Here is a 21,309-nt window from a genome sequence, read left to right as displayed (position 1 = left end):
GCACCCCCGAACCACTCACCACCACACCAGCAACAACCAAAGCCGAGACCGTTATCGGAGCAGATACACGCATTCGGCCACACCCAATCCTCGACATCGTCCGCGTCTCGGGCGGATGCATCCGCACGCGGACAACGGAGTCCTTCTGCGGGGCCATACCGACCCCGGCACACTCCGCAGAAGCGGAGCGAACCTGCGATAACATACGGTACACAACTGCGAGTACATCACGGGTACTATCGGGGAAATTGCCAATAACTTAATGCTCTTGGCAGCTGCTCTGAATCCAGAGTACCGGCCCGCGCCGCCCCACGCCCGTGCCCGTTTCGTCCGCTACTGTCGCAGTTGAGGTTTCGCGAAGGCCTTGTCGCACTCCACATGTCGGTCGACGAGGCCCGGATCCAGCTACTTCTCCGCGAAATAGAGCAGCACCGAGGACGGCAACCGCCTCCCAACACGCGGTGGTGTGCGATCCGTACCGGCCCAGGATGTTCGGCACGAGTCCTGGATGTCGACCACGCGGGCGGCCCACCGGCCACGAACCCCGAGACACGGCGACGATCACGCAGTGGCAGGCCCAGCTTTCGCTCGGCGGTAAAGGCGATGGGTGGCCGCATGGTCACGATGACGGCGCATGAATTCACCGGATACGCCGCGGGTAGTCGTTGCCCGACCGTGAACGTCGGCGGCGTCCGGATTCGATCCTCGACGACAGCGTCTTCCAGACCGGGATACTCGTACGGCCGTGCTACCTTATCGCGCATGACCCATGAGCACCTTGTCGTGGAGGACCTCGGCGGAGGCGTGTGGAAGTTGGGGCTGGACCGCCCCGACGCGCGCAACGCGCTCTCCTCGTCGCTGCGTGTCGCGGTCAGTGATGCGGTGGATCGCCTCTCCGGCCGTGACGATGTGGGCGCGCTGGTCCTCTCGGGCGCCGGTTCGGTGTTCTGCGCAGGCTTCGATATGGCCGAGTTCCGACGGCCCGCGGAAGATCCGGGCTTCGGTGTCGAATTGTGGGCGTCCAGCGACCGGTTCCACCACACCCTGTTGCGGTGTCCCGTCCCGCTCATCGCGGCGTTGAACGGGCCCGCGCTCGCCGGCGGCTTCGATCTCGCGACGATGTGCGACCTGCGCATCGCGCAGCCGGGGGTGTGGTTCGCTCGTCCCGAGGTCGCCTTCGCGGTGCCGCTCTACGAGCCGCTGCGTGACCTCGTCGGTGGCGCGCTGGCCCGCGAGCTGTGCCTGACCGGCCGGCGTGTCGAGCTCGCCGAAGCCTTGCGCATCGGGCTGGTCAATCGCGTGGCGCCCGAGGCCGGTGCGCTCGAGGCGGCGATCGAGCTGGCTCGCGAAATCGCCGCGCGACCACGCGATGTCATCAGGGCGACCAAGGCGAAGTTCGTGACCGCCGCCGGGGTCGCGGGTCGAGCCACCCTCGCGCTGTGAGCGACCGGCGCCGCAACGGCACCCGTGATCGGCTCATCCGGGTGGCCACGGGCCTGTTCCGCCGCCGGGGTGTGGCGGGTGTCGGAGTCGGTGAGATCTGCGCGGGCGCACAAGTCACCAAAGGCGTGTTCTCCCATCATTTCCCGGGCGGCAAGGACGAACTCGTCGTCGCGGTCGTCGACCGCAACGGTGCGGATGTGAGCGGGCAACTAGCGGCTTTCGGCTCCGGCGACGCGGCCGATTCCGTTCAGGCCCTGTTTCGCGCGTACGCGAGCGCGATGCGCCTGAAGGGCAGCGACTTCGGTTGTCCGGTCGCCGCCGCCGTCGTCGACGGTGCCGCCTCGACATCACCCGCGATATCCGCCGCGAACGTCGCTTTCGACCGATGGCGCGTGATCCTCGGCGAACGGCTGGGCGGCGACGACATGGGAGCGCTCGTCGTCGCGGCGCTCGAAGGCGCGATCCTGCTCGCCCGCGCGGAGAAGGATCCGGCGACGCTGGAACGGGTCGGTGACGCGCTCGCGCAGCTGATCGAGCCCGCGACTCGAAGCGCTGGCTGACACCGGATCTACGGGCGAGAATCGCGAGCCTTCCGGGATTGGGGTCGTCGCTGTGGGTAACCCACCCGACGTTGCCCGGCGCAGCTACTGCGTGAAAAGGTCACCTTTCCTGGGCTGGAGAGGTCGCCGTCGAGAAACCGGAGATTTCGGATGGACGCTCATCTTGTGTGGGGTTTTGCGGCGGCGGTGCTGCTGGCCTATGTGATTCCCGGCCCGGATTGGTTCGTGGTTCTGCGTCACGCTTCTCGCTCACGGATTGCGGGTATGCACGCGGCGGCAGGAGTTCAATGCGGCTTGGTCGTGCACATGGCGGCTGCCGCGGTCGGTGTGTCGGCCATCTTGTCGACCAGTGCCGAGGCGTTCACCGTGGTGAAGCTCGCTGGAGCGGCTTATCTCATCGTTCTGGGTGTGCGCGCGTTGCGGGATGGCTATCGCGGATGGCGCGGCTGCGCCGCCGAGCGGGCCGCCGGGGTGTCGTCACCGGCAGCAGCGCCGGGTGCACAGGTGTTGGCTCGAGCGTTCACCGCCAATGTGTTGAATCCCAAAGCGGCGCTCTTCTTCGTCGCGGTGTTGCCACAGTTCCTGGCCCCCGCGCGTCCGGTAGCGCCCCAAGCACTGCTGCTCGGTGCACTCGACATAGCCATCGGTGGCGCTTGGTGGCTGCTGTTCGTCGTCACAACGACACGCTTGCAGGCTCTGTTCCAGCGCCGTCGGGCGCAGATCGCGGTCGATTCTCTCGCCGGAGTCGCGTTGACCGGTCTCGGCGGAGCGCTCGCCTTCACCGACCGCGCGCGGGTATAGCCAGGTTTCTCGCGCCGAGGTTCGATGCCGTCGTCGCTGTCGCAGCGCCCGCCGCATCGCCGGGTCGATATGGCGCGGCGCGTGTCACCCACTCCCGGCGCACGCACGTCGGGTTGATGACGTTGTTGCTACTGCGCCACCGGTTCGCGCGTAGGGTGGTGTGCACTGTCCTTCGGAACCAAGGCGAGGCCGGCGCTCCCGGATGGCACCTGCCACCTCGGGGGCTTTCTCGGAAAGACGGGCAGACCATGACGGATGCGCGTCTCAACGACGCCGACAACACACCGACCGGTTCCTCCGCAGCGGAGGGCGACCTGGCTGCGCGACTGGGCGATCTGGCACGTTACCTGCAGGAACAAGACGATCTCGATGACACGTTGCGCGGTATCGTCGATACCGCCGTGCAGACGGTGCCCGGCGCCACCTACGCCGGAGTCCTGGTCAGCGACAACCGCGAGACGATGCACACGCCGGCTGCCACCGCCGAGGTGATCCACCGAGTCGACCGAGCGCAGATCGACCTGCGGCAAGGGCCATGCCTGGACGCGCTCTACCACGAGCGCATCGTGGCGCTGCCCGATACGACCGACGAGCCGCGGTGGCCACGTTTCGCGGCCCGGGCCGCCGAACTCGGCATCGGCAGCATTCTGTCTTTCCAGCTCTATGTCACCGGCAACGACCTCGGTGCCCTCAATCTCTACTCGCCGGCCCCCGCGGCCTTCGACGCCGAATCCGAGCACGTCGGCTCCCTGTTCGCCGCCCATGCCGCCGTGGCACTGGCCTCCGCCCAGCAGGTGACCCAGCTCGCGCGGGCGATCGACACGCGCGATCTGATCGGACAAGCCAAGGGCATCCTGATGGAGCGTCACAAACTGACCGCCGATCAAGCCTTCGCCCTACTCGTACGCGCCAGCCAACACACCAATACCAAACTGGCCGATATCGCCGAGTACCTCACCCACCGCGGCGAACTACCCCAGCGTCCATGATCAGCGCTCGAAGACGACGTCACCGGAAGCCGACGTCGGTCACCGCGTACCGAGACGCCCTCGCCAGCTGTTCAGGCATGGCGCCGAGTCGATCGATGGACTGGAAGCCCGACGCACGGCGCTCGGTGGCCGCGGCAAACGGTGACGGGCCCCTGCCGGCGGACAGGGGCCCTGAGTCCAGCGCTACCGCGTCAGGCCGGGGCGCCTCCGGGTGTCACCCGTTTTCGGTGACGGTGGTGTCGGGGTGGCGACGGCTCGTGTCGGGCTTGACGAAGTGCCCGGTGATCGCCGAGCGGTCGCGACGGTTGTCACCCTGGTGCGGCTCGTCCTCGCCGAGCGTGGTCTTCGGGTTCTCCGCTGCGGTCTCCTCGCTCACATATTCGCCGGTCTCGGCGGAACGATGGCTTTTCTCGGTCACAAGATCCTCCTCGAGCTGTCTGGTCGCACCCCTCGTCAGGGTGCCGATCCAGTCCTTGACCGAATAGCACCCAGACGGCGCGGGAAACGTCCGCCGACAGCTGATTTCGAACCGGGTGGCCGCAGTGCCCGAGCCGGAAGCCGAAAGTGCCCGGCAAGCCGCATTATTCGGGCTCTTCCCCGGCACGGCGGGCCGATGGGCCGCTCCCCCAGCCGCAGTGACATCGAGCACCGAGGCCGAGCGGGAGGCCCCGATGTGGCAGAGCACCGACGAGCCGCGACGGACGTCGCATAGGCCGTGGTCACGCAGCATCGCGAAGACGGCGCCGCAGCACGGCACCAGCGGGCTGTGTGGAGGTGCCCGCTCGGCGGGGGCGTAAGATCCCCCGCGTCGTCTCGTGTTGGCCAGTGGAAGGTCGGTGAGCAGTGGAGCCCGCACCGTCGGCCACGCCTCCCCGTAGTGCGGCGATCTCCGATCCTTCGACCCTCCGCACGTCTCGGACCAGCAGTCCTTCCGGTCTACGGTGCGCAGGAGCGGTAGATTTCACCACCCGGGATGCTTGGCGCTCGGCGCTGGCCGAACTGACCGCCGCGCAGCGCGACGCCCACTTGGACCTTTCCGAGCTGACGTTCATCGATGTCCACGGGACGTCGATTCTGGTGGAGGCCGCCTCCCACTCACCGCAGGCGCCACGAATCGTGTTGCATCGGCCTCCGCCGATGATGCTTCGGATCCTCGGAGTGTTCTGGCCCTCCCTACACACGATCGAGGTAGTGCACACATGAGCTCTGTCGGCGCTGGGTCGGCCACTTCGGAGTCGACCGATCCGTTTGTGCATCCCGCGCTGTTCTATCGCGACACCGAGGAATACCTGGCAGGGACCCTCGGATTCATTCGCGAGGGGCTCGCGAACGATGAACCGGTCGCTGTCGCGGTACCCGGCCCGAACCTGGCCCTCCTGCGTGCCGAGCTGGGCTCCGACGCGAGCTCGGTACACCTGATGGACATGACCGTCGAGGGCCGCAACCCCGGCCGCATCATCCCGGGAGTGCTCCGTGCCTTCGCCGACCGGCATCGATCCGGACGAGTGCGAATCATCGGCGAACCCATCTGGGCCGGCCGCTCGTCGCTGGAGTATCCAGCGTGCGCTCAGCACGAGGCGCTGATCAACGCGGCGTTCACCGGGCGCGAAGTCAGCATCCTGTGTCCCTATGACACCGCACGTCTGTCGCCGGAGGTCCTGGCCGACGCGCACGTCACCCATCCCGTCCTCATCGACCACACGGGCCGGCGAACCAGCGACGACTACGACCCCGACCACATCGTCGACCTCTACAACGAACCGCTTCCCTCCGCACCCCCTACCGCCACCACCATCGTCTTCGACGCGACATCCCTGGCGCACCTCCGGCATGTCGCCACCGAGCACGCCCGCAAAGCGGGCATACCCGAGCACCGTCTGATCGATCTGGAACTGGTCATCGCGGAGACCACCACCAACTCCGTCGTCCACGGCGGCGGGAACGGCACGCTGCGGATGTGGGCCGATGACAGCCAGCTGTGCTTCCAGATCAGCGACAAGGGACACATCACCAATCCACTCGCGGGCCGCCTGCCCGCACAAAACTATCGGCCGGGCGGCCGTGGTCTGCTGCTGGTCAACCAGCTCACCGACCTCGTGCGCATACACACCGGCCGGCACGGCACCACCATCCAGCTCCACTTCGACTTCGATCACGAGCTGCCGTAACCCACTGCTGAGCGGTCGGCGACCCGGGGTAGCCGTCGACCATGTGGCGGCTACCCGGGTTCGCCGGAAGTCAGCGCAATGCGCCGCGGCGGCCGGTCACCAGCCCGACCAGGAACAGCAGGATCAGCGCGCCGCCAGTCGATTCATGCGCTACTTCGCCGGGTGCGCAGCCCGGTAGCGGCCGGGTGTTGTGCCGATGATGCCGGTGAAGGCCGCGATGAAGCTGCTGGGATTCGCCCATCCGCAGGCGTGTGCGACGTAGGTGGTGTCGTGGCCGTCGGCGAGCAGGACGAGTGCGTGATAGACGCGCAGCTGGGTGCGCCACTCGTAGAAGGTCATGCCGAGTTCGTTGTGGAACAGACGGCTGAGCGTGCGAGCGCCGGCTCCGATCGTCCGCCCGAGTTCGGCCAGCGTGGTGTTGTCCGCGGGGTTTCGGTGCAGTATCCGCGCGACGGCCTGCAACCGGTCGTCGTGCGGTTCCGGCAGGATCAGTGGCTGCTCGTGCGCTTCGCGCAGTTCGTCGACGAGGACCCGGCGAAGGCGAGCGCGCGCGGCGCGCTCGTGGTCGCCGGCGACCCGGTCGCCATCGCGCGAACCCGTGAGGGTGAGGAGGATTTCGCGGACGAGGCCGGAGGCCGTGAACACGGCTGGGTGGGTGGGCACGAGGCGGGCCAGGGATGCCGGGAGAAAGACGATCCGCATGTCGGTGTGCCCGTGCGCGCGGTGGCAGTGCGTGAATCCCGCAGGGGTCCATGCGACTCGATTGGCCGGAACGATCGATGTGCCACGTTCGGTGTGCACCGACAAGACACCACGCGCCGCGTAGACGAGATGCCCGCGGGGATGGGAATGCACCGCACTCGTTCCTCCCGACGGCCAGGTGTGAACGCCTCCGGACGGCCATATCCGCGATGTCGCGCCGGGCCGGGGAGATTGGCGGGCAACGGGCATAACTCGGCATTCTATCGGTGGCAGGCCAGACCGTCTCCCGGAGACAGTGGACATATGTCTACGACGATGCGAGCAGCGGTCTGTGTCGGAGCGGGTGGCCCGGAGGTCCTGGAAATTCGAGAGCTGCCGGTACCGGAGGTCCGGGAGGGCTGGAGCCTGGTGCAGGTGAAGGGCGCCGGCTTGAACCGGTCGGAACTGAGAACCAGGCAGGGGCACTCTCCGAACGTGCGGTTCCCCCGCGTGCTCGGGATCGAATGCGTCGGAATCGTGGCGTCCTCGACCGATCCCGGGCTGCCGGAGGGCACGACCGTCGCGGCGGTGATGGGTGAGATGGGCCGGGAGTTCGACGGCGGTTACGCGGAATACGCGCTGTTGCCCAACGCACTGCTGATGCCGGTCACCACCACGTTGCCCTGGGAGGTGTTGGCCGCGCTGCCCGAGACATATCTGACCGCGCAGGGGTCGCTGGACGCGTTGGGGGTCGTGCCGGGTGCCCGAGGGCGGTTGCTGATTCGTGGCGGGACCTCGTCGGTGGGGATGGCGGCCGCGTCGATCGCGTCCGGCCACGGTATCGAGATCGCCGCCACGACACGGCAGCCGGGCAAGATCGACGCCTTGGCCGCGGCCGGCGTCCACCACCCACTCCTCGACGAGGGTGGCGCGCCGGCGGCGAGCGTCCACGCGATCTGGCCAGAGGGTCCGGACCATGTACTGGATCTCGTCGGGGCGAGCACGGTGGTGGACTCGCTGCGCCTGGTGCGCCGCGGCGGGACCGTGTGTGTGGCGGGCTCGCTCAGCGGGTGGTCGATTCAGGACTTCGAACCGGTAGCGATGATCCCGTCCGGAACCAAACTCACGGCCTTCCACAGCAATACGGTGCAGGGCAGCGCGGGTACGCCGGTGCTGCGGCGGATCGTCCGCGCGGTCGAGGCCGGCGCCTATCGGCCCAACCTCGACCGTGTCTTCGGCCTGGCCGACATCGTTTCGGCCCACCGGTACATGGAGAGCGATCACGCCACCGGAAAGGTTGTCCTGATGCCATGACCACGTGCCCGTAGAAGGCCGACACCGAGACGGTGGCGGCCGTCGGGAGCCACGACCCTCATGGCGCGATCTTAACGAGAGGGGGCGGTTCTGCCACTGTCGCCGAGCTTGCGCGGCAGCCATGATCGGGATGGTCGCGAGTACACGCCCGTCGCAGGAAAGGGTGATGACCGCGGTGCCCGATGCACCTCGCCGTGCAGAACCGAGAGGAAACGTAGTTCATGATCGTCCGTTCACTGAAAGAGATCATCGGCACCGAGCGGGAGGTAAAGGGCCCCGCGTGGACCAGCCGTCGCCTGGTGCTCGCCGAGGAGAAGGCCGGCTTCTCCGTGAACGACACCGTGGTGCACGCGGGCGCCGGGCTCGAGATGTGGTATGCCAACCACATCGAGGCCGTCTACGTCATCGAGGGGCGCGGCGAAGTGGTCGACGACGAGACCGGTGAAAGGCACCAGCTCGAGCCGGGCGTGATGTACCTGGTCGACGCACACCAGCATCACACCCTGCGCGCCCACACCGAGTTCCGCGCGATATGCGTGTTCGACCCACCCCTCACCGGCCGCGAGGTCCACGATGAGAACGGCGCCTTCCCACTGCTGACCGAAGAGGACCAGTGAGCGACTCGATCTTTTTCGCCAGCGACAACAACGCCTCCGTGCACCCGGACATCATGGCGGCGCTGGCCGCCGCCAACGTGGGCCACCAGCCGGCCTACGGCGCGGACGTCCACACCGCACGGCTGCGCGAGCTGATCAAGGACCATTTCGGCGAGCACGCCGAGGTCTACCCGGTCTTCAACGGCAGCGGCGCCAACGTCGTCGGGCTGCAGGCGATGTGCGACCGGTGGAGCGCGGTGGTGTGCCCGGACTCCGCGCACATCCACCTGGACGAGTGCGGCGCACCCGAGAAGGTGGCAGGGCTGAAGCTGGTCCCGGTGCCCACCCCCGACGGCAAGCTGACCCCGGAGCTGCTCGACCGGTACGCGTGGGGCTTCGGCGACCAGCACCACGCCCAGCCGAAGGTCGTCTCCATCACCCAGAGCACCGAGCTCGGCACCCTCTATACACCCGGCGAGATCGCGGCGATCGGCGCGCTGGCCCGCGAGCGCGGCATGCTGCTGCACGTGGACGGCGCCCGGCTGGCCAACGCCGCCGCCGCGCTCGGCCTGCCGCCACGCGCGTTCACCACCGACGCCGGTGTGGACGTGCTGTCGTTCGGCGGCACCAAGAACGGCCTGATGCTCGGCGAGGCGATCGTGGTGCTCAACCCGGACGCGGTGCGCGGCACGGCGTACCTGCGCAAGGCCGCGCTGCAGCTGGCCTCCAAGATGCGGTACGTGTCGGCGCAGTTCGTCGCGCTGCTGGAGGGCGACCTGTGGCTGCGCAACGCCGGGCACGCCAACGCGATGGCGACCCGACTGGCTACTGCCGTCGCGCAGGTGCCCGGCGTCGAGATCGTACGGCCGGTCCAGGCCAACGCCGTCTTCGCCGTACTGCCCCGCGAGGTCACCGAGCGGCTGCGGAAACGGTTCCGCTTCCACGTCTGGGACGAGCGCACCGGCGAGGTCCGCTGGATGTGCTCGTTCGACACCACCGAGGCCGATGTGGACGCCTTCGCGGCCGCCATCGCCCGGGAGATGGCCGCCGCGTAGCCGCAACCACAGCAACGTGTCGGCTACGACAGCTTCCCAGCACCTGCGAGACACGAAAGATGCTCTTTCCGAGGCACTTTCGTGCCGGGCAGCTCAGGTCCCATCGCCCTCGGGCGATTCCCCGGCAAGTGATCCGGTGCGGTTGGCGGTCAGCATCCGCACGGCCGCGATCCGCAGATCCGGACGGGCACGCCGGGAGGTCAGCTCGGCGAGGCAGATCTCACCGACCATGGCGACCTTCATCCGGGAGGCGGCGTCGGGGTCCGGCCACCCGGCGGCGACCATGTCCGGCCGCCCGACCGCGATGAACAGTTCGTGGCGGCGGCGGATCTCCTCGCGCAGATCCGGATCCGTGCGCGCCTGGACCATGAACGCCTCGGTGCCGCGGGCGTCGAGGCAGGCATCCAGGAACGCGTCCAGGCTGGGGCCGATCCGTTCGATCCCCGGCGGAATCCCGGCCAGCGCCGCGGCCACCGACTGCGACAGCGCGTCGAAGAAACGGCGGTGCAACGCGATGACGTAACTGCGGCGGTTGACGAAGTGGTGGTAGAAGGTGCCCTTGGCCATCCCGGCTTCCTCGACCACCGCGTTGATCGAAAGCCGGTGCAGCCCCTCGCGTTCCGCCACCACGGTGCCCGCGATGAGCAGAGCCGTGCGACCGGGGTCGGCAATGACTGTCATGCTTTCGAATTCTCCCGACTCTTTCCGGAAAGCCTAGTGTCGCGCACCGGGCGCACCTACGCTGTGACCGATCGGTCGGTCGAAGCCTAGCCGGGTTCCGGATGGACCATCGGGTCATCGAGGACCGATCTGAATCCGGGCGACCCTGGGGGTTTCGAAATGTCCGCTGAGTTTAATTTGGTGAGCGGCGATGTGGTGCCGCTGGCGTCGAACGCGCGCTATCTCGTATCCATCGATGAACTGCTGCCCGCGGACTCGCCGCGGTCGAACGGCGAGGACCGCAGGCATATCGCACGACTGGCCGAGAGCGACACCGAATTACCGCCGATTGTGGTGCATCGCAGCACGATGCGCGTCATCGACGGAATGCATCGGCTGCGGGCCGCGCAATGGCTCGGCCGCGAAGACATCGAAGTCGTGTTCTTCGACGGAACGGCGGCCGAGGCCTTTCTGCGCGGCGTCGAACTGAATACGACGCACGGGCTGCCGTTGACGCTCTCGGACCGCAAAGCGGCGGCCGAGCGGATCATCGAGACGATGCCGGAATTGTCCGACCGGGCCATCGCGTCCACCACGGGGCTGTCCGCGCGCACGGTGGCCACGCTCCGGCAGCGTTCGAGTGCGGAAATTCCGCAGTCGAACATCCGCGTCGGCGCCGACGGCAGGCGCAGGCCGATGGACCGCGCGCAGCGCAGGCGCCGCGTCGCCGAGCTGCTGGCGGCCTCCCCGGACATGCCGTTGCGCGCGCTGGCCGCCGCGGCGGAAGTGTCCATCAGCACAGCGCACGCGATCCGCAAACGCTTGCGCGAGACCGGATCACCCGAGCACGACAGCGCCGCCGACCAACCCGAGGGCAGCGCGCTGCTGCTACAGCAACTCACCCGCGACCCGGCCATGCGGCACAGCCAGCAGGGCCGTGACCTGCTGCGCTGGCTGCACACACACTCGATGCAGCGCGAGGTGTGGACCGCCCTGGTGGCCACGGTCCCGCCGCATTGCATTCCGGCGGTCGCCGAGCTCGCCCACCGCAATGCCAAGGAGTGGCGTGCGCTGGCCGGCTACATCGACCCCGGCGCCACCGAATAGCACCGATCGCATACGCATTCGCCACGGCCGGAGTTCGAGAAGAGGTCTTTCATCATGCTTGTTGGTCTCGCACGCCTGGCGATCCGGCGGCCGCGATCCATCCTCTACGGCGCGCTGGTCATCGGGATCGTCTGCGTCGGGCTGGGCTGGTCGGCGCCTGCCCACCTGAAGTCCGGTGGTTACGTTCCGTCCGACACCGAGTCCGCCGAGGTCGCGGCGTTCCTCGGCCGCGAATTCCCCGGCGCCGCGCCGAATCTCGTGCTGCTCGTCACCGCGCCGGACGGGCTCGACAGCCCCGCGGCGCGGGCGGTCGGTGAGCGCCTGACCGCCGATCTGCGTGGCCGCGACGAGATCGACGCGGTCCAGTCCTATTGGGAACTTCCCCCGGATCTGCGGCAGGGCCTGCGCGGCAGCGACGGCCGCGACGGTCTGGTCCTGGCCCATGTCACCGGCGACGACACCGACGCGCCGAAACGGGCGGGCGCGATCGCGGGCAGGGTGAGCGGCGACTTCGACGGCGTCACCGTGCGGGCGGGCGGCCAGGCGGTGGCCTTCGACGAGATGAGCCATCGGATCGTCACCGACCTGCTGATCACCGAGGCGATCGCGATACCGCTGACCGGGCTCGCCTTGATCCTGGTCTTCGGCAGCGTGACGGCCGCGCTGATCCCGTTGGCGGTCGGCGTGTTCAACATTTTCGCGACGCTGCCGATCCTGCGGTTGCTCACCGAGGTCGGCGACGTGTCGATCTTCGCGCTGAACATGATGAGCGCATTGGGTTTCGCGGTCGCGATCGACTCGAGCCTGTTCATGGTCAGCAGGTTCCGCGAGGAACTCGCCGCTGGACGCGACACCGCCTCCGCGGTGTCGCGCACAGCACGCACGGCGGGGCGCACCGTCTTGTTCTCCGGTGTGGTGATCGCGCTGTCGCTGTCGACACTGCTGGTCTTCCCGCTGTATTTCCTCAGGTCGCTGGCGTACGCGGGGCTGGCCGTGCTCGGGGCGGCCGTGTTCACCACGCTGCTGTTGGTGCCCGCGGCGCTCGCACTGCTCGGTCCCCGTGTCGACGCGTTCGACCTGCGAGCCCTCTCGCGCCGCCGATTCCACCGGCCGCGGCCCGCATCCGTCGAGATCACCGAGACCCGGTGGTATCGCGCGGTGCGGCTGGTCATGCGTCATCCCGTCGTGGCCGCGGCGGCCGTGATCGCGCTGCTGCTGGTGCTCGGGTCGCCGTTTTTGTCCATCCGGTTCGGCGCCGCCGACGATCGGGTCATCGCCGGGGCGTCCAGCCATGCGGTCGGCGACGCCTTGCGCACCGGCTTCCGGGAGAACGCGATGGCCGGCGTGCTCGTGGCCATGCCCGGATACCGGGGCGGCGACAGCGAAATCGCCGCCTACGCCGAACGTTTGTCACGGGTGGAGAACGTCTCGACCGTGCTGTCCGCGGCGGGCGTCTATGCCGGCGGGCTGAAAGTCGCCTCCGCGCCACCCGGCATGCGCGACGACGCGGGCACCTATGTGCGCGTGGGCACCCGGCTCGACCCGTACTCCCCCGCCGCGATCGATCAGCTCGACCAGGTGCGCGCAGTCCCCCCGCCGAGCCGCGCGATGGTCGGCGGTGCGGCGGCCGAAAACGTCGACACGCTCGACGCGCTCGGAGCGAAAGTCCCCGTGGCCGTCTTCGTGATCGCGCTGTCGACCGTGGTGGTGCTGTTCTTCTTCACCGGCAGCGTGCTGCTGCCGATCAAAGCGCTGCTGCTCAACACGCTTTCGCTGGCGGCGACCTTCGGCGCCATGGTCTGGATATTCCAGGAAGGGCACCTGTCGGACCTGCTCGGTTTCACCTCGACCGGCTATCTGGTGCCCACGATGCCGATCCTGATGTTCTGCATCGCCTTCGGCGTCTCGATGGACTACGAGGTGTTCCTGTTGTCCCGGATCCGCGAGGAATGGCTGTCCTCCGGTGACAACACCGGTGCCGTGGCGACCGGCGTCGCCCGCACCGCACGCGTCTTCACCGCCGCCGCCTGCCTGATGGCGATCGCCTTCGCGGGCATGGTGACCTCGCACGTGTCGTTCATCCAGCTGTTCGGCCTCGGCCTGACCCTGGCCGTGCTCAGCGACGCGACGTTGATCCGCGGCGTGCTCGCCCCCGCCCTGATGCGCCTGCTCGGCGCGGCCAACTGGTGGGCGCCGTCCCGGCTCGCCCATTGGCACCGAAGGATCGAAATTCCCGAGACCAGTGCCGCTCTCGAACCAGTACCCAAATAGTGCGATAGGAACAACATGGCGAAATTCCGCACAGGTGTGATGGATTCCGGCGTCTACACCCGGTTCGCGCCCGACCTGCAATTTCGCGGCAGCCGCTCGGTGGCGATGGCGGGCGGAGCGGACTCGCTCTGGGTGACCGACCACCTGCCCTCGATCCTGCCCGCCTCGATCTGGAAACCGCGGCACGTCGGCATCACCCGGCTCGCACCGCACGCCGACGGGATCTACGAACCGTGGACGGCGCTGGGCTATCTCGCCGCGCAGAACCGCTTGGCCCGCCTGCGGCTCGGCGTGGGCGTCACCGACGCGGGCCGGCGCAATCCCGCGGTGACCGCCCAGGCCGCGGCCACCCTGCACCAGTTGAGCCGCGGCCGGGCCATTCTCGGCATCGGCACCGGCATCCGGGACAACAACGAGCCCTACGGCGTCGACTGGACCGCTCCGGTCGGACGGTTCGAGGAGGCGCTGGCCACCATCAGGGCGCTGTGGGATTCCGAGGGCAGCCTGGTGACCAGGGACTCGCCGCACTTCCCGTTGCGGAACGCGGTCTTCGATGTCCCGCCCTACCGGGGCACCCGTCCGGAGATCTGGGTGGCCGCGGGCGGCCCGCGCATGCTGCGGGCCGCCGGTCGCTACGCCGACGTGTGGTTCCCGGGCTTCGCGCAGCGCCCGCACGAGTACCGGCACCGTCTCGAGCAGGTCCGCGCCGCGGCCTCCGACGCGGGCCGCGACCCGTTGACGGTCGCGCCCGCCGCCGTGTTCAGCGTGCTCACCGCGGCCCGTCCCGGGGAGGTGGACGCTCTGGTCGAGAGTGTCGGGGCGCGGACGCTGACCCTGTGCGCCCCCGGCGAGATGTGGACCAGGCACGGCGCCACCCATCCGCTGGGCGAGGACTTCACCGGCCTGCAGGACTACCTGCCGCAGACGCTCGACGAGCGCACCGTGCTGGACTACATCGAGAAGGTCCCGGCTTCGCTGGTACGGGAATTCTGCCTGGCCGGAACGCCGGACGAGATCGTCGAGCAGCTCGCGGACTGGCGCGACCACGGCCTGCGCTACGCCGTGCTGATGAATCTCAGCGCAATTCATCCGCGCCTCACGCACGGGATGCTTTCCAACGCGCCACTGGTGGCGACGTTACGTAAATTGAAAAAGCTGTAACGCAGAACAATTGACGCTCGAGCGGGCTGCGCAATAGCATGACCATTCGAGCGAAGAAGCTCATCAGATATTTGTGCTGCTGCGGTCGGGGGGCTCAGCATGGACCCGCATTTCAGGCCAGGAGAAATAATGGTCGACATTGCAATAGTGGGCATCGGCTGCCGGTTTCCAGGCGGTGTATTCGACCCGGAGAGTTATTGGAATTTCCTGCTCGACAAAGGTGACGGGATCGTCGATATCCCGCCGGATCGCTGGAGTATCGAAAAGTACTACGACCCGGATCCGGACGCGCCGGGGCGTATGTACACCCGGCGCGGCGGATTCCTCACCCAGCCGCTGTGGGATTTCGACGCCGACTTCTTCGGCATCGCCCAGAAGGAAGCCGCCATCCTCGACCCGCAGCAGCGGCTGCTGCTCGAGGTGACCTGGGAGGCGCTCGACGACGCGGGCATGGCTGGCCGGGTCTCCGGCCACCGCGTCGGCGTCTACGTCGGCGGCTTCATCCTCGACAACGTGCTCGGACGCAGCGGTCCGCTGGTCCGCTCGGCGATCACCAGCCACACCGCGATGAGCGCCTCGCACACCTTGCTGTCCAACCGCATCTCCTATCTGCTCGACCTGCACGGCCCGAGCCTGACCGTCGACACCGCATGCTCGTCGTCGCTGGTCGCCACGCACCTCGCGGTGCAGGCGATCGCCAACGGCGAATGCGAGATCGCGCTGGCGGGCGGTGCGAACGCGATGCTGCAGCCCGAGACGTTCATCTCGATGTGCAAGGGCCGGTTCCTCTCGGTCGACGGACGCTGCAAGACCTTCGACGCCGCCGCCGACGGATACGGCCGCGCGGAGGGCGCGGGCGCGGTGCTGCTCAAGCCGCTCGACGTGGCGCAGCGCGACAACGACCGCGTCTACGCCGTCATCCGCGCGACGGGTGTGAATCAGGACGGCCGCACCATGGCCATCCCGGTCCCGAATCCCGTTGCGCAGGAACAGCTGGCCCGCCAGGTGCGCGACGACGCCGGTGTCGCCGCGCACGAGGTGAGCTACCTCGAGGCGCACGGCACCGGCACCGCGGTCGGCGACCCGCTCGAGATGTCGGCGCTGGGCGCGGTGTACGGCGCGGTGGACGGCCGCGCCGAGCCGGTGCCGGTCGGTTCGGTGAAGAACAACTTCGGGCACACCGAGGCCGCCGCCGGGGTCGCGAGCCTGATCAAGGCCGCGCTCACCCTGCACCACCGCACGGTCGCGCCCCAATTCGCCCTGACCACACCGAATCCGGAGATCAAGTTCGACGAGCTCCGACTACGGGTCCCGCTGCTCCCCGAACCGCTGCCCGCGCAGCCGGGCAAGGGTGTGGTCGCGGTCAACGGCTTCGGCTACGGCGGCACCAACGCTCACGTCATCCTTTCCGAAGCGCCGCCGCGGGCCGCGCGGGCCGACGACGAACGCCCGGTGCCGAAGGTACTGCCGATCTCCGGCCGCCACGAGACCGCGGTGCGCACGCTCGCAGGCGACCTCGCGCAGGCGCTCGACCACCATCCCGCCGACGCGGTCACTGCGGCCGCCTGGACCCGGCGCGCCCACCACCCCCTGCGGGTCGGCTTCGCCTACGACGACGCCGACGATCTGCGCACCCAGTTACGTGCTTTCGCCGCGGGCGAGGGCCGGGCACCGTCGCGGGTCATCGGTGACGGCGAGGTGGAGCCCGTCTTCGTCTTCAGCGGGATGGGCCCGCAGTGGTGGGGCATGGGGCGTGAGCTGCTCACCACCGACAGCACGTTCGCGAAGGTGGCCAGGGAGATCGATCGTGAGTTCGTCTCGATCGCGGGCTGGTCGATCCTGGACGAGATGCTCGCCGACGAGGCCGACTCGCGGATCGTGCGCACCGCGTTCGCGCAGCCTGCCAACTTCGTGCTGCAGGCCGCGCTGACCGCCGAACTGGCCGAGTACGGCGTGTATCCCGCGGTGGTGGTCGGGCACAGCGTCGGGGAGGTCACCGCCGCGTACGTCTCCGGCGCGCTCTCGCTGCGCGACGCGCTCACCGTCAGCTACCACCGCGCCCGGCTGCAGGCGACCACCGCGGGCACCGGAGGCATGCTGGCTCTCGGCATGTCCGAACGCGAGGCACGGGAGTTGCTCGCCCGCACCGACAGCATCTCGATCGCCGCGGTGAACAGCCCCGGCGCGGTCACCCTCGCAGGCGACAGCCAGGACCTGGAACTGCTGCGCGACACCCTGTCGGCCACCGGCACGTTCGCGCGTAGCCTGCGGGTCGAGGTGCCCTACCACAGCCATCTGATGGACCCGATCCTCGATGATCTGCGCGGCGCGCTCGGCCGGCTCACCCCGCGGGACGCGAAACTGACCACGTACTCCACCGTGACCGCCGCCGAGATCGCGGGCACGGGATGGGACGCGGACTACTGGTGCCGCAACGTCCGGGAGCCGGTCCGGTTCGCCGACGCCATCAGCGCACTGGTCGACGCGGGCCACCGGGTCTTCCTCGAGGTCGGCCCACACCCGGTGCTCAGCGGCAACATCCGCGAGATGCTGATCCATCGCGGAGTGATCGGCGCCGCGGTGACCACGCTCTCGCGCGACCTGCGCGACCGCAACAACGTGCTGCGCGCTGTCGCGGATCTGTATGTCGCGGGCTCGCTGGACGGTTCGGCCGTACCCGGCCGGCCGGACTCGATCGTCGAGCACCTGGATCTGCCCGCCTACCCGTGGCAGCGCAAACGGGTGTGGCACGACGAGCCGGTCACCCTGCTGGATCGTCTCGGCACGCCGGAGGGCTACGCGCTGCTCGGTGATCCCACGACGGCGGCGAACTCGGAATGGGAGGTGCAGCTGTCGGTCTCGCGGCTGCCCTGGCTGCGCGACCATGTCGTGGACGGGTATGTCGTGCTGCCCGGCGCGGCCTACCTCGATGCCGCGCTCAGCGCCGCCGTCGAGCGCACCGGCCGCACGAGCGCCGGCCTCGAATCGGTGGAATTCGTCGCGCCACTGGTGATCGACGAGCACGACGTACCGGTACTACGGGTGAGCGTCGAGGAATCGACCAAACGCTTCCGGATCCACTCGCGCTCGGCCACCGCCACCACCTGGACGCTCAACGCCCACGGCAGGCTCATCGAAGCCGACTTCGCCGCCGCCGCCGTGGACGTCGACGCCCCTGAGCACGCCGCCGAGGTCGCGGGGGCGGAGCTCTATCGCGGGCTGGCGGCGCGCGGGCTGGACTACGGGCCTGCCTTCCAGCGCATCATCTCGGCCGTCGTCGGTGCGGACGCGGTCGTCGCCTCGCTCGCGCCGGTCGAGCAGGCCACGCCGATCCGGCACCTGGCTCACCCGGCGGTGGTCGACGCCGCGCTGCAATGCGTCGCCACGCTGGCCGCGGACTCGGATGCCGACGTGGCGATCGTGCCCGCCGCCATCGCCGGGGTGCGCCTGCTCGGCGCGCTGCCGGAGCGGCCGCGGGTCGTGGTGACCCGCCGCGGCGCGGACCCGCTGCGCGCCGACATCGCCATCGTCGGCGAGCACGGCGAGGTGGCGATGCGGCTGCTGGGCGTCGAATTCCGCCCGGTCAGCGCGGCAGTCGATGTCACCCACCAGCTGGAACGAGTGTTCTACCAGCCCATCTGGGAGATCGTCGAGGCACCGGCAGGTGAGCGTCGCGCGGAGCAGGAAACGGTCGTCACCGTCTGCGTCGGCACCGACGCGGCCGGCCGCGCGGCCGCACTGCTGGGCGACCGGACCGATGTCACCGTCGTGCTCGACGACGCGGACGCCGACGACAACGACGAGCGCCTGCGGCAGGCGTTGCGCTCACCCGACGGTGACCCGATCGCCGAACGGATCCGGGTGGTCAATGTGTTCGGCACGGCGCTCGACGGGGCGCGCAACGTCTACTGGCTCGCGCGCGTCGCGAATGCCGTCGAGCATCTGCTCGCCGACGCACCCCAGATCCGTGTCCACTGCGTCGTGGTCACCGAGAACGCGCTGTGCACCCCCGCCGACACCGCCGTCCAGGTGTCACACGGCGCGCTGGTGGGCGCGCGGCGCGCCCTGCTCAACGAACAGCCCGCCGCGGGGTGGCGGCTGGTGGACGCGGGAGAACAGGCCTCGGCGCCGCCGACCGATCTCGTTCTCGCCGAGGACGCGCTCGACGAGATCGGCGTGCGGGGAGACGACCACTGGGCGGTGCGGCTGGACCGGAATTTCGGCACCCACCTCGACGAGCGCAACCGCGCCGTCCCGCTGTCGGACCCGGAAGCCTCTTTCGTGGTGGAGATTCCGAAGTCCCGGTTGTTGTCCGACCTGGCGTTACGCCGAGTCGACCGGGTCGCGCCCGGTCCGGGCGAGATCGAAGTCCGGATGGAGACGGCCGGGCTCAACTACAAGGACGCGATGAAGGTCATCGGCGTGCTCACCGAAAAGGAACTCGCGGGAACCTATTTCGGCACGACGGTCGGGATGGAGGGCTCCGGCGTCGTCGAGCGCGTCGGGCCCGGCGTCACCGACGTCGCGGTCGGCGATCGGATGATGGTGTGCGCCAGGGACATCTTCCGCAAGTACGTGACCATGCCCGTCGACGCGGGCGCCACGCTACCGCACCAGCTGCTGCCCGGAGAGGACTACGACCCGCTCACCTGCGGATCCGGATTGCCGTTCCTCACCGCCGAATTCGGGCTGCGGACACTGGCGCGCCTGCGGCCGGGTGAGACGGTGCTCGTGCACGGCGCGGCGGGCGGCATGGGCATGGCCGCGGTGCAGGTCGCGCTGGACATCGGAGCGACGGTGATCGCGACGGCGGGCACGCCCGAGCGGCGTGCGCAGGTGCGCCTGCTCGGCGCGCAGCACGTGCTGAACTCGCGATCGGCCGACTTCGTCGACGAGATCGCCGAGCTGACCGGCGGACGCGGCGTCGACGTCGTCTACAGTTCGGCTCCCGGCGAGATCCTGCGGCAGAACTTCCGGGTCGCCGCCGAATTCGGTCGTGTGGTCGATATCGGTAAGGCCGACATCTACACCGGCGGCGTCATCGATCTCGGCCCCTTCGACCGCAACCTCACCTTCTTCTCCGTCGACATGGACCGCGCGCTCGCCCACGACCCGGAACTGCTGCGCACGCCGATGCGGGCGAGCCATGTGGCATTGCGCTCGGGCACATACCGGTACCTCCCCTATACGGCTTATCCGGTGTCGGAGCTGGCGGCGGCTTTCGAGTCCGTCGCACGCTCCGACCAGATCGGCCGGGTTGTGCTGGACCTGCGCGAAGAACAGCCCATGGTGCGCCCCGAGCTCGCCCACCCGCGCATCGACCCGGACGGCTGCTACCTGGTGACCGGCGGCTTCGGTGGCTTCGGCCTGGCCACCGCCCGCTGGCTGGTCGCCGAGGGCGCACGGAAACTCGTGCTGGTCGGTCGCAGCGGCGCGTCCACGCCACAGGCCAGGGACCAGGTCGCGGCATTCACCGCGGCGGGCGTGGCGGTGATCGAGGAACGAGTGGACATCGCCGACTACGCCGCCACGGCAGCGCTGGTGGACCGTATCCGGTCGGTCGCACCGCTGCGCGGGATCTTCCACGCCGCGGGGGTGGTGAACAACTTGCCCATCCCGCAGATCACGCCCGAGTCGCTCGACGAGCTGTTCGCCAAAGTGCGTGGCGCCCAGCATCTGGACCGGGCGGTCGAGGCCGCGGGGATCGAATTGGACATGTTCGTGCTGTACTCCTCGATCAGCGCGCTGGGCTGCATCACCCCGCAGGTCGGCTACGCCGCCGCCAACGCCGCCTTGGACGCGCTCGCGGCCGACCGGCGTGCCCGCGGCGCCGCGGCGCTGGCGGTGAACTGGGGCTTCATGAGCGGCGGCGGCATGGCCGACAAGACCGAGGCACTGGCGGACTACGTGAAGTCGATCGGGTTCCTGCCCATCGACATGGACCGCGCCACCGCCCTGCTGCGCGAATGCCTGGCACTCGACAGCGCTCAGGTCGCGGTGGCCGATATCGACTGGACGGTGTGGTCGCGGGTGGCGCGGCCGTCCACCGACACCCGCCGCTTCGGCCAGTTGCTCGCCGACATCGGAGTCGGCGGCGAGGCAGGCGGCACCCTGCGTGCCGAGATCCTCACCCTGCCCACCGAACATCGCGCCGACTTCGTCGCCCAGCGCCTCGCCGATCAACTCGCGGTGGTGCTCGGCGTGGACACCGACGTCATCAACATCGATGAGCCGGTCACCGACCTCGGCATGGACTCGCTCATGGCGATGGAATTCGGGGCCCGCACCGAGAAAGAGCTCGACGTCAAGATCTCCGCACTGGAACTCAGCCGGGGCCTGTCCTTGCGCGGCATCGGCGCCAAGGTGGTCAGCCAGTTCGCCGAGCCCGCCGACGCGCAGGCCGCGGCATGAAAGGACTCTCAATGAAGTTGTCAAGCTGCGGCGGTGGCGGGGGCTGGTCCGGTGAGGGTGAATTCGCGGCCGTCGCGCAGCAGGGCCCAGAG

At 69.0% G+C, this 21,309-nt stretch carries 16 protein-coding genes; 13 read left to right on the top strand and 3 right to left on the bottom strand.

Translation table 11 applies throughout. From position 1 onward, the window contains the following. The first annotated feature begins 762 nt into the window (after positions 1-762). From ACZ6DL_RS37440 to ACZ6DL_RS37425, 4 genes are all read left to right on the top strand, one after another. Complete coding sequence (locus ACZ6DL_RS37440) at positions 763-1,443, top strand: enoyl-CoA hydratase/isomerase family protein (RefSeq protein ID WP_466058397.1); 681 nt, start codon at positions 763-765, stop codon at positions 1,441-1,443. Beyond that, positions 1,440-2,003, top strand: coding sequence for a TetR/AcrR family transcriptional regulator (locus ACZ6DL_RS37435; protein WP_466058396.1), 564 nt, complete (start codon positions 1,440-1,442; stop codon positions 2,001-2,003). The genes ACZ6DL_RS37440 and ACZ6DL_RS37435 overlap by 4 nt, the downstream gene beginning before the upstream one ends. Before the next feature lie 150 nt (positions 2,004-2,153). Continuing rightward, a complete protein-coding gene (locus ACZ6DL_RS37430) occupies positions 2,154-2,804 on the top strand; it encodes a LysE family translocator (protein WP_466058395.1) in 651 nt (216 codons plus the stop codon). 248 nt (positions 2,805-3,052) lie between these two features. Continuing rightward, positions 3,053-3,793 (top strand): GAF and ANTAR domain-containing protein, encoded by a 741-nt coding sequence (locus ACZ6DL_RS37425; protein ID WP_466058393.1) that lies wholly within the window; start codon positions 3,053-3,055, stop codon positions 3,791-3,793. 214 nt (positions 3,794-4,007) lie between these two features. On the opposite strand, the gene ACZ6DL_RS37420 is transcribed toward ACZ6DL_RS37425, so the two are convergent. Continuing rightward, positions 4,008-4,211 (bottom strand): hypothetical protein, encoded by a 204-nt coding sequence (locus tag ACZ6DL_RS37420; RefSeq protein WP_393241125.1) that lies wholly within the window; start codon positions 4,209-4,211, stop codon positions 4,008-4,010. A 425-nt stretch (positions 4,212-4,636) separates the two neighbouring features. On the opposite strand from ACZ6DL_RS37420, the gene ACZ6DL_RS37415 reads away from it, so the two are divergent. Together ACZ6DL_RS37415 and ACZ6DL_RS37410 are read left to right on the top strand one after the other, a co-directional pair. Beyond that, positions 4,637-4,996, top strand: a complete 360-nt coding sequence (locus tag ACZ6DL_RS37415; protein WP_466058392.1) for an STAS domain-containing protein — start codon at positions 4,637-4,639, stop codon at positions 4,994-4,996. Beyond that, the gene (locus ACZ6DL_RS37410) at positions 4,993-5,961 is read left to right on the top strand and encodes an anti-sigma factor RsbA family regulatory protein (RefSeq protein WP_466058390.1); all 969 of its coding nucleotides are present in this window, start codon (positions 4,993-4,995) and stop codon (positions 5,959-5,961) included. Before ACZ6DL_RS37415 ends, ACZ6DL_RS37410 begins: the two co-directional genes overlap by 4 nt. A gap of 150 nt (positions 5,962-6,111) precedes the next feature. Here ACZ6DL_RS37410 and ACZ6DL_RS37405 read toward each other — a convergent pair whose 3' ends face one another. After that, complete coding sequence (locus ACZ6DL_RS37405) at positions 6,112-6,816, bottom strand: AraC family transcriptional regulator (protein WP_466058388.1); 705 nt, start codon at positions 6,814-6,816, stop codon at positions 6,112-6,114. A 150-nt stretch (positions 6,817-6,966) separates the two neighbouring features. Between ACZ6DL_RS37405 and ACZ6DL_RS37400 the strand changes: the two genes are divergently transcribed. From ACZ6DL_RS37400 to ACZ6DL_RS37390, 3 genes are all read left to right on the top strand, one after another. After that, entirely contained in the window at positions 6,967-7,956 is a 990-nt protein-coding gene (locus ACZ6DL_RS37400; protein WP_466058386.1) for a zinc-binding dehydrogenase, read from the top strand. Between the two features lie 221 nt (positions 7,957-8,177). Further along, positions 8,178-8,573, top strand: a complete 396-nt coding sequence (locus tag ACZ6DL_RS37395) for an ectoine synthase (protein ID WP_466058384.1) — start codon at positions 8,178-8,180, stop codon at positions 8,571-8,573. After that, a complete protein-coding gene (locus ACZ6DL_RS37390) occupies positions 8,570-9,607 on the top strand; it encodes a threonine aldolase family protein (protein WP_466058382.1) in 1,038 nt (345 codons plus the stop codon). The genes ACZ6DL_RS37395 and ACZ6DL_RS37390 overlap by 4 nt, the downstream gene beginning before the upstream one ends. Before the next feature lie 93 nt (positions 9,608-9,700). On the opposite strand, the gene ACZ6DL_RS37385 is transcribed toward ACZ6DL_RS37390, so the two are convergent. Beyond that, positions 9,701-10,288, bottom strand: a complete 588-nt coding sequence (locus tag ACZ6DL_RS37385) for a TetR/AcrR family transcriptional regulator (RefSeq protein WP_466058380.1) — start codon at positions 10,286-10,288, stop codon at positions 9,701-9,703. 159 nt (positions 10,289-10,447) lie between these two features. Between ACZ6DL_RS37385 and ACZ6DL_RS37380 the strand changes: the two genes are divergently transcribed. The 4 genes from ACZ6DL_RS37380 to ACZ6DL_RS37365 all read left to right on the top strand — a co-directional run bounded on the left by ACZ6DL_RS37380 (position 10,448) and on the right by ACZ6DL_RS37365 (position 21,217). Next, positions 10,448-11,374, top strand: coding sequence for a ParB/RepB/Spo0J family partition protein (locus ACZ6DL_RS37380; protein ID WP_466058379.1), 927 nt, complete (start codon positions 10,448-10,450; stop codon positions 11,372-11,374). A 54-nt stretch (positions 11,375-11,428) separates the two neighbouring features. Next, positions 11,429-13,645, top strand: a complete 2,217-nt coding sequence (locus tag ACZ6DL_RS37375) for an MMPL family transporter (protein WP_466058377.1) — start codon at positions 11,429-11,431, stop codon at positions 13,643-13,645. 15 nt (positions 13,646-13,660) lie between these two features. Continuing rightward, a complete protein-coding gene (locus tag ACZ6DL_RS37370) occupies positions 13,661-14,806 on the top strand; it encodes an LLM class flavin-dependent oxidoreductase (RefSeq protein ID WP_466058375.1) in 1,146 nt (381 codons plus the stop codon). Positions 14,807-14,935: 129 nt separating this feature from the next. After that, positions 14,936-21,217: an SDR family NAD(P)-dependent oxidoreductase gene (locus ACZ6DL_RS37365; RefSeq protein WP_466058373.1), complete on the top strand. Its 6,282-nt coding sequence runs from the start codon at positions 14,936-14,938 to the stop codon at positions 21,215-21,217. Positions 21,218-21,309: the final 92 nt, after the last annotated feature.

The organism is Nocardia sp. NPDC041819, assembly GCF_055590505.1.
This window is presented reverse-complemented; position numbering and strand designations above follow the sequence as displayed.

Bases quoted from the DNA above. Each gene is read 5' to 3' on its own strand.
- ACZ6DL_RS37365 (WP_466058373.1), top strand. From the start codon at position 14,936: ATGGTCGACATTGCAATAGTGGGCATCGGCTGCCGGTTTCCAGGCGGT.
- ACZ6DL_RS37430 (WP_466058395.1), top strand. From the start codon at position 2,154: ATGGACGCTCATCTTGTGTGGGGTTTTGCGGCGGCGGTGCTGCTGGCC.
- ACZ6DL_RS37410 (WP_466058390.1), top strand. From the start codon at position 4,993: ATGAGCTCTGTCGGCGCTGGGTCGGCCACTTCGGAGTCGACCGATCCG.
- ACZ6DL_RS37385 (WP_466058380.1), bottom strand. From the start codon at position 10,288: ATGACAGTCATTGCCGACCCCGGTCGCACGGCTCTGCTCATCGCGGGC.
- ACZ6DL_RS37395 (WP_466058384.1), top strand. From the start codon at position 8,178: ATGATCGTCCGTTCACTGAAAGAGATCATCGGCACCGAGCGGGAGGTA.
- ACZ6DL_RS37440 (WP_466058397.1), top strand. From the start codon at position 763: ATGACCCATGAGCACCTTGTCGTGGAGGACCTCGGCGGAGGCGTGTGG.
- ACZ6DL_RS37400 (WP_466058386.1), top strand. From the start codon at position 6,967: ATGTCTACGACGATGCGAGCAGCGGTCTGTGTCGGAGCGGGTGGCCCG.
- ACZ6DL_RS37425 (WP_466058393.1), top strand. From the start codon at position 3,053: ATGACGGATGCGCGTCTCAACGACGCCGACAACACACCGACCGGTTCC.
- ACZ6DL_RS37375 (WP_466058377.1), top strand. From the start codon at position 11,429: ATGCTTGTTGGTCTCGCACGCCTGGCGATCCGGCGGCCGCGATCCATC.
- ACZ6DL_RS37370 (WP_466058375.1), top strand. From the start codon at position 13,661: ATGGCGAAATTCCGCACAGGTGTGATGGATTCCGGCGTCTACACCCGG.
- ACZ6DL_RS37380 (WP_466058379.1), top strand. From the start codon at position 10,448: ATGTCCGCTGAGTTTAATTTGGTGAGCGGCGATGTGGTGCCGCTGGCG.